Origin of the sequence: Bartonella sp. AA1HLJMS, from assembly GCF_042197445.1 — a bacterium.
Taxonomy (GTDB): domain Bacteria; phylum Pseudomonadota; class Alphaproteobacteria; order Rhizobiales; family Rhizobiaceae; genus Bartonella.
Genome location: NZ_JBHIRW010000160.1, coordinates 1 through 1,617, shown reverse-complemented (window position 1 = coordinate 1,617; position 1,617 = coordinate 1). Strand labels below are relative to the sequence as shown.

The 1,617-nt window shown below is 37.2% G+C and carries 2 protein-coding genes; both read right to left on the bottom strand.

The genetic code is table 11. The features are described from left to right. Positions 1-459: SMI1/KNR4 family protein (locus tag ACFIQE_RS10210; RefSeq protein WP_375707681.1), on the bottom strand; the 459-nt coding region annotated here is incomplete at its 3' end. A gap of 21 nt (positions 460-480) precedes the next feature. Then, on the bottom strand, positions 481-1,617 hold a 1,137-nt coding region (locus ACFIQE_RS10205), incomplete at its 5' end, for an HNH/ENDO VII family nuclease (protein WP_375707680.1).

Here is a 1,617-nt window from a genome sequence, read left to right as displayed (position 1 = left end):
TGCGTGCTCTTTAATTCTTTTACAGAGAAATTCATAAAAATTACTTGCATAATAATGTGACGCTCCAGATGGAATCTCGACGTAAAGTGGGCATTCACCATCCTGAAACTGAGTATAATCAAAGTAAAATGTTTCACCAAAATCAGTTCTATTCACGGCAAGCTGATTTGGTTTTGCGAAACCATTTTTTATATCCGTCAAATGATAGAAAACAATATCACCAGCAGGACACTTATCAAAACTTGCGTTATAAATGCTAAATATTTCATAACCTCCAATTTCTCCTCCTTTATAATTTTTTAAAAAGTCTTTATAAGAAGTTGTAAACTTTACACCAAGAATTTTCTCAGCTTCTTCAATCCTTTCATTACTAACCGCATCCTCTGCAGTGCCAAAATCAACAATATCACTATATTTCTCAACCAACTCTGCAACATCATCTAAGGTGTAAGTTTTCATAATTTGTTCTCCTATAAATTGTTATTTTTTAATTTTTGTATCTTTCGGTTTATAACATTCAGCACATAACATCCAAAGTTCTTCTCTCAACTTTTTAAACAAATCTCTATCAATATCTGATCCCATTTCCTTAGGCCTATTATGAAGGATACGATGATATTTTTTATGAAACTCGTTTGTCACCATTGCTAGAGGACCATCATGTGTTTGCAATATGTGATGGAATTCAATGGATTTATCATCAAATCCTATGGGCGCTCTTCCTGCTGTCATCTTTTCAATATTTGTACCTTCTACTTCTTTCCCTTTTTCTATCCAAGTAACAATTCGGTAAGGATTAAACAGCTTTTCACTCTCATAAACTTCATATTTTTGAGTAATTATTTCTCCTTTGTGAGGTATTTCAAGCTCAAAAACAGTGGATTTTCTGTCTGACCATAAATGTTCTCCTTGTGTGAAATATTGAGTTTTAGCAATTTCATCTCTGATTTTTTCCGTTGATTGAGCAATGTCTTTTTCTGGATAAATATCTTTTATTTTATTTCTGACTTCTTCAATTGTCTGAGAAGCTTTGTTTCCTGTTTGCTCATGAACTGCAACAGCTTTATCGCTTATTTTTTCCGTTGATTGAGCGATGTCTTTGCCTGCTTTTGCAGCCGTTACCTCAGTCTTAGCAGCAAATTTAGCCAGAGCCTTTTCGCCAAGCTTTATGCCTCCCTTGGCTGCTCCAGCAACTCCTGTCATTAGGGATGCTGTTTCAGTCAATAATTTTCCAAATTCAAGTCCAGCATTAAAGGAACCACCAGCACCAGCTCGCTCATATTCCTCCTCCATTTTATTAATGCGATCTACATAGGACTGTCCAAGGGTCCGACCAATTGTCGCCAAAATCTCACCACTGCTGAAAAAATCTTTGAGCGCTTTCAAAGTCTCTTCGGGATGTTTGGCTATTTGCAAAAAACCATCAACCGTACCGTATACTTCAGCCGGTACACCAGCTACCATACCTGCCCCAAAGCTTATATCTTGCCCTGTACTAATCGCAGACCACTTCGCAGACACTGCTGCTTCACATAAAAGGTCAGGACACTCCTTTAATTCTTTCTCCATCTGAGCTTGTTGCGCACTGCTGAGGTAGTTATTTGCAGCGGCATTACC